Annotated in this window: 6 protein-coding genes; 1 reads left to right on the top strand and 5 read right to left on the bottom strand. The window is 27.7% G+C overall.

Annotated features, from left to right (window positions below; translation table 11 throughout):
- Positions 1-27: 27 nt before the first annotated feature.
- From AWT72_RS07585 to pfkA, 5 genes are read right to left on the bottom strand one after another with little or no spacing between them, the layout of a single operon-like run.
- The gene (locus tag AWT72_RS07585) at positions 28-1,566 is read right to left on the bottom strand and encodes a peptide ABC transporter substrate-binding protein (RefSeq protein WP_067143211.1); all 1,539 of its coding nucleotides are present in this window, start codon (positions 1,564-1,566) and stop codon (positions 28-30) included.
- Entirely contained in the window at positions 1,559-2,707 is a 1,149-nt protein-coding gene (gene metK, locus AWT72_RS07580) for a methionine adenosyltransferase (protein ID WP_067143209.1), read from the bottom strand. The genes AWT72_RS07585 and metK overlap by 8 nt, the downstream gene beginning before the upstream one ends.
- Positions 2,700-3,290, bottom strand: coding sequence for a recombination mediator RecR (gene recR, locus AWT72_RS07575; protein WP_067143201.1), 591 nt, complete (start codon positions 3,288-3,290; stop codon positions 2,700-2,702). The genes metK and recR overlap by 8 nt, the downstream gene beginning before the upstream one ends.
- Before the next feature lie 57 nt (positions 3,291-3,347).
- Positions 3,348-4,802: a pyruvate kinase PykF gene (gene pykF, locus AWT72_RS07570; RefSeq protein ID WP_082680592.1), complete on the bottom strand. Its 1,455-nt coding sequence runs from the start codon at positions 4,800-4,802 to the stop codon at positions 3,348-3,350.
- Between the two features lie 9 nt (positions 4,803-4,811).
- Complete coding sequence (gene pfkA, locus AWT72_RS07565) at positions 4,812-5,780, bottom strand: 6-phosphofructokinase (protein ID WP_067143199.1); 969 nt, start codon at positions 5,778-5,780, stop codon at positions 4,812-4,814.
- 554 nt (positions 5,781-6,334) lie between these two features.
- Between pfkA and AWT72_RS07560 the strand changes: the two genes are divergently transcribed.
- Positions 6,335-6,577 carry a hypothetical protein gene (locus tag AWT72_RS07560; protein ID WP_067143195.1) on the top strand — a complete coding sequence of 81 codons (243 nt, stop codon included), beginning with the start codon at positions 6,335-6,337 and terminating at the stop codon, positions 6,575-6,577.
- The last annotated feature ends 498 nt before the right edge of the window (positions 6,578-7,075 follow it).

Here is a 7,075-nt window from a genome sequence, read left to right as displayed (position 1 = left end):
TTAAAAAATGAGATAAGTTTTTTGGACTTATCTCTTTATTTTATGTATGTCCATAGTATTTGAAATAGGATGGACTATAATATTTTTTAAATTTTTTCTAATAAACCAATTTTCAACTGAATAAAATAAAGGTGCTATAATTGCATCATCAACTAATATTCTTTCTGCCTTATTTATATACTCATAACGCTTTTTAGTATCAGTCTCATTTTCTATTTTATCTATTAAATTAATATATTCTTCTTTTCTCCAAGCATTATAGCTAGGTTTATTAGGTCTATACCATCTATGTAATATAGTTAAAGGGTCATCATGTTTAGGACTATAAGTATTTAGTACTATATCAAAATCTCCACTTCTAGTTAATGCTAATCTATCTTTAAATGTAACAGTTAAAACTTCTACTTCAAGACCTAATTTAATTCTTAATTCTTCTTGTAAAAAGTTAGCTTCTTTTACTTCAGAAGTAGAGTTTCCAGTTAGCAATCTAATTTTTTTTCCTTTTAATTTATCAGATTTTATATCATCTTTTAAATAAGTATCATCTGGGTGTAGTTTTCTATAATCTCCTAATAAATCAGATATTACAGATTTTGCTATTATAGAATCATCTTCTCTAATATCTTTTATATATTTTTTTCTATTTATAGATTCTGATATTATATGTCTATTTTCTTTATCATTTAAGATTTCGTTTGCTAAATTAAATTCTAAATACCAAATTCTTCCGTTAGAATAGCTAAATAGTTCATTATTTTTTTTCTTTGTCTCAATATCTATTGGATCAACACTAGTAATATCTAGTTCTTCATTTTTTATTAAATTTTCTATTACAAAAGAGTCGCTTAATGCTACAAATTTAACCTTGTTTAATTGTACGTTTTTATTGTCCCAGTAATATTTGTTTTTTGTTAATATTATTTCATCATCATTCATAGAACTTATGATATAAGGTCCATTATATAATGCTTTTGTATAGTCTTCTATGTCATCTACAAATTTTTCTTTTACTGGAAATGATATTGGTAGAGTTAAAACATATTTAAAATATGGTGTAGGTTTTTCTAATGTTATAACTAATTTACCATTTACATTTTGAACTCCAAGTTCATCGTTTGTTGCTTCTCCTTTATTATATTTTTTTGCATTTTTAATAGGAAAAAGCATCTCAGAATATCTTGCCGCTGTTTTAGGATTTAATGCTCTTCTAAACCCGTTTATTATGTCATCTATAGTAACTTTAGTTCCATCACTGTATTTTGCATCTTCTCTTATTTCAAAAGTTAAAATATTTGATTTTTCTTCAAAACTTTTGGCTAATGCTGGTATAAAGTTTTGATTTTCATCTTGTCTTAATAATCCTTCATATACAGTATTCATAAGTTGTACAGCTAACATATCTCTAAATTGATGTGGATCTATTGTGTTAGGTTTAGAATATATATTGTATGTAACTATTTCATTATTTTTATTCATCTTATTTTTTAAATTAGTGTAAAAAATAGGAAAAAGGACTATAAATAGTCCTAATATTATTAAAATTATATTTTTTCTTTTCTTAAACATTAAGCACCTCTTTTATTACTTCAATTTTATCTAATTTTTCCCATGGGATATCTATATCTGTACGACCTATATGCCCAAATGCAGCTAAATCTCTATATTTAAAACAAGGTTTTCTAAGTGAGAATTGTTTTTCAATTTCACGAGGACTTAATTTAAATATTTTTCTTACTGCTTTTTCTATATTTTCTTCATCTATATTAGAAGTTCCAAAAGTATCAACCTTAATAGAAGTAGGTTCTATAACTCCTATGGCATAAGATAATTGAACTTCACATTTTTTAGCAACTCCTGCTGCTACTAAATTTTTTGCTATATATCTACACATATATGCAGCACTTCTATCAACTTTTGAACTGTCTTTTCCTGAAAATGCTCCACCACCGTGTTTAAAGTAACCGCCATATGTATCTACAATTATTTTTCTACCTGTAAGTCCTGTATCTCCATGTGGGCCACCTATTACAAAACGACCTGTTGGATTGATATAGAATTTTTTAACATTTGATATATTATAGCCATATTTTTCTAATACAGGTTTTATTACTAATTCTTTTAAATCTTTCTTTATTTTATCTAATGTAACTTCTTCATCATGTTGAACTGATAAAACAATAGTATCTATACCAATTATTTTATCATTTTCATATTCTAATGTAACTTGGGTTTTAGCATCAGGCCTAGCCCAATTTAGAGTATTATTCTTAGTTAACTCAGTTAATTTAAATATTATTTCACGGGCTAATGTTATGGCTAATGGCATGTATTCAGTAGTTTCATTTACTGCCCCACCAAACATTATGCCTTGGTCTCCAGCCCCACCTGTATCAACTCCCATTGATATATCAGGTGATTGAGCGTGTATAGTGTTTATAACTCCACAGTCATGGTCAAAACCAAGACCTGGAATATACCCTATTTCTTTTATTATATCTCTAACTATTTTTTGTATATCTACATATCCTTCTGTAGTTATTTCTCCCCCAACTACAACTAAACCAGTAGTTGCAAAAGTCTCACAGGCTACTCTTGAATTAGGGTCATTTAATAAGCATTCATCTAGTATCGCATCTGAAATTTGATCACAGATTTTATCTGGGTGTCCAGGTGATACAAATTCAGATGTAAAAAAACTTTTACTCATCTTTTATTTCCTGCCTTCCTTCTAATGATTTTACTAGTGTCATCATATCAGTATATTCTATATTTCCGCCCATAGGAATTCCACTTGCAATTTTACTTATTCTAATATTTTTATCACTAAGTATTCTTGTAAGATACAATGTAGTTGTTTCTCCTTCTATATCTGGATTTAAAGCAAGTATAATTTCTTCTACATTATCTAATCTTTCTAAAAGATTTTTAATGTTAAGTTTATCTATACCTATACCATTTAATGGATCTATTTTTCCACCTAAAACATGATAAAGTCCATTAAATCCACCAGCATTTTCAAAAGCAAAAACATCTCTTGTATTTTCTACAAGACAGATTAATTTTTTATTTCTTTTTTTATTACTACATATTTCACATATACCTAAATCCGTTAGAGTAGAACATATTGTGCAAGGTTTAATAGTTTCACATGAAGTTTTAATAGTTTCTATAATATTTTCTATTTCAGTTTTATCTTTTGCAAGTACATCAAAGGCAATTCTAATTGCACTTTTTTTACCTATTCCTTGTAATCCAGAAAAAACTTTAATCAATTCATCTAATTTAGTCATAATCTTCCTTAAAAAAATGAGAGATTTAGGCTCTCATTTTTGTGATATTAAATTTTATTATTCACCTATTCTTGTTATTTTAAGAGTATTTGTAGTTCCTGTTTCTGATATACCAGTAACTAATACTATTAAATCACCTTTTTTGATTCCAGTGTAATCTTCATCGTTAGTAGTTACAATATGTCCACTTGCAACTTCAATAGCTTTTTTGAAGAAATCATCAGTATTATCTAAGTTTTTAGCTAATACAGATCTAACTCCTCTTATTAATGCTAATTGTCTTCCTGTTTGTTCATTATCAGTTAATGCTATTATTGGCATTTTTGGATTATACTTTCTTAGCATTTTAGCAGCTCTTCCTGTTTTTGTCCAACAAATAATTAATTTTGCATCTAATGATTCACCAGAATAAACAGCAGATTTACTAATTGCTTCTGTTATACTTGCTACAGCAACTTCAGTTGAAGATATTTTTTTCTTAACTCCAAACTTATCAGTTTCAGCAGATATATTTGCCATAGTTCTAACAGCTTCTACTGGATATTTACCGTTTGCTGTCTCTCCTGATAACATAACAGCATCAGTACCATCTAATATAGCATTTGCAACGTCTCCTGCTTCTGCTCTTGTAGGTCTAGGATTTTTTTGCATAGAGTCTAACATTTGAGTAGCAGTTATTACTGGTTTACCAGCTTTGTTACATTTTTTTATCATCATTTTTTGGTAGAAAGGAACTCTTTCAGTAGGAACTTCTACTCCTAAATCTCCTCTTGCTACCATTATACCATCTGATAATTCTAAGATTTCATCAAAGTTATCTATACCTTCTTGGTTTTCTATTTTAGAGATTATTTTAATGTTTTCTCCACCATTTTCATCTAATACTTTTCTAACTGTTGCAACGTCAGAAACTTTTCTAATAAATGAAGCCGCTACATAGTCTACTCCAACTTTACAACCAAATTTTAAATCCTCTATATCTTTTTCAGCTAATGCAGGTAATGATACAGATACTCCAGGTAAATTAACACCTTTTTTTTGTCCTAACATTCCTGAGTTTTTAACTCTACAGAATATTTCTTCACCTTTAATTTCTAAAACTTCTAAACCAATCAATCCATCATCTAATAAAATAGTATTTCCTGGTTTAAGATCTTTTGTCATATTTGGGTATGATATAGAAATTTTATCTTTGTTTCCTTTAAATTCATAATCAGATGTTAATGTTATTTTATCATCTTGTTTTAATTCGTACTTAATATCTCCTTCTGCAAAACTACCTGTTCTGATTTCAGGTCCTTTTGTATCTAATAATATTGCAACAAATTTACCAGTTTCTTCTGATATTTTTCTTATTGTTTTAATTCTTCCACCATGTTCTTCAAAATCTCCATGTGAGAAGTTTAATCTCATTACATTCATTCCGTTTAACACTAATTCTTTTAATACCTCAGGTTTTTCACTTTTTGGACCTATTGTACATACGATTTTTGTCATTTTAATTTTTTTCATAATTTCCTCCTATATTGATAACATCATTGCTATATCGTAATATTCTTGATTTTTTTTGCTATAATTTTCCCATGCGTAAGATAATTTATTTATAACTATGTCTGTTTTTTGTAAGCCTACCATAACACCAGCAACTTCATCTTTTTCTAATATGTCTACTGCTGCAATTCCTAATTTAGTTGCAATTAATCTATCTGATGCAGTTGGTGAACCACCTCTTTGAACATGTCCTAAAACAACAGTTTTAACATCTAATTCAGGCATTCTTTTAGATAGTTCTTTGGCTATATCTTCTGTATTACCTACGCCTTCCGATACAACTATGACATCATAATTTTTCCCTTTTTTTCTTCTCTCTTTTATAATGTTTTCTAAGTCTTCTATTTTCCATTCAACCTCAGGTATTAGTATTCCATTTGCTGCTGCTGCTATACCACCATATAAGGCGATATCTCCACAGTTTCTCCCCATAACTTCAACTAATACAGTTCTTTCGTGTGATTTTGCAGTATCTTGTATTTTTGATATAAAATCTATAACTATATTTAATGCAGTATCATAACCTATTGTATAATCAGTTCCTGCTATATCATTATCTATAGTACCAGGAATACCAACAGTTTTAATTCCTTGTTCCTCGTATAAATAATGTGCACCATGGTATGAACCATCTCCACCTATAACTACAAGAGAATCTATTCCTCTTTTTCTTAAATTTTCAGCAGCTATTGCTCTAACTTCAGGATTTTTGAATTCTGGTAATCTTGCTGATAATAGTTTTGTTCCACCTTTATTAGTTAAACCTGCTATATCTAAGGGTGTTAAAAGTTTCATGTCATTATCGACTAAACCTTTATATCCTCTTTTTACTCCATAAACTTCCCAACCTTTACTCATTGCTGCTTTTGCTACTGTTCTAATAGCGGTATTCATTCCTTGTGAATCTCCACCACTTGTTAAAATTGCAATCTTTTTCATTGTATCTCCTTGTTTTTTCTTTATTTACATATATACATATACTAACACTTTTGAAAATTTTTTTCAATAGTAATGTAATATGTGAAATTCTACAAAATTATTTTGTAAGTATAAGTCGTAATTGACAAGTTATAAAAATAAATTTTTTATTGACCAATTTATAAGGTGAAAATTTTATTTAAACAAATATTAATCTTAAAGCATTGCTATTTTTTAATAAAAGAAGTATACTGATTGCTGAGAGGATGTGGAATACATGAAAAATTTTTTAACAACAATAATGTTAACATTAACATTATCACTTTCATCCATATGCCCAAAAACCGAATAATATTAACGTTATTGGTAATCTTGGTGGAAATTTTAGCGTTGATATAAGAGAAGGTGTAGTAGTAGGAGTTGCATTAGGAGCAGATATACAACCAGAATGGATATTTGAGTCTGAAAATGCAAATGTTGGAATAGGACCAGTTTTTGGTTTACATACATCATACAATACAAATTTAAAAAATGAAGATTCAGTTAGTGGGTTTAATACTTTTTTACAAGTAAATATGGGTGTGAGATATGATGTGTATATTAAAAGAAATGGAATGTATATAGGGAATGAATTTTCTATTCCACTAGGAATTACTTTTAATAAAGTACCAAATAGAAATTTAAAAATTGGGATTCCTATACCTATGAATATTAAAACTCATATAGGTAAAAAATTTGAAAATGGACTTAAAGTGGGAGCATATATTGCCATTGGTTCTAAGGGTATAATAGGACTTGAAGTAGCAAAAACATTTTAATAGATATTTAAATTTATAGAAATTTAAGAAGGGGGTTAGTAATAACTCCTTTTTTGTAGTTTATGATTATATTATAACTATAAAATAAAGAAATTATATTAAAAAAAATGATAGGGGGGTTTATTAAATTTAAAAATAGGAGATAAGCTAATATTAATAATATACAAAAGTATTTCGTAATTTCTAAACATAAGTATAGCATTATGCAAAACAAAATATCAATTTCCGTGATTTAAAAAATTTTTAGATATAAAAATGAACAAATATTAAGAAATTTAACAATTAAAAAAATATTTAAAAAAATACTTGCATTTTTTGAAAAACGAGATATAAATATAATATAAAATTTATAAAGAAATAAAAATTAGGAGGATATATTATGTTAACGAAATCGAAAGTATTACCAATAACACTATTCTTTGGAGCAGTTTTAGTTTTGCATGCAGATATAGTGGTAGATAAAGATACAGATGCTTACTTAAAAGAAAAAAATGGTAC

The sequence above is a fragment of the Oceanivirga salmonicida genome, from assembly GCF_001517915.1.
GTDB classification, from domain to species: domain Bacteria; phylum Fusobacteriota; class Fusobacteriia; order Fusobacteriales; family Leptotrichiaceae; genus Oceanivirga; species Oceanivirga salmonicida.
Note: the sequence above shows the minus strand (reverse complement) of the source record. Positions and strands in the feature narration are given on the sequence as shown.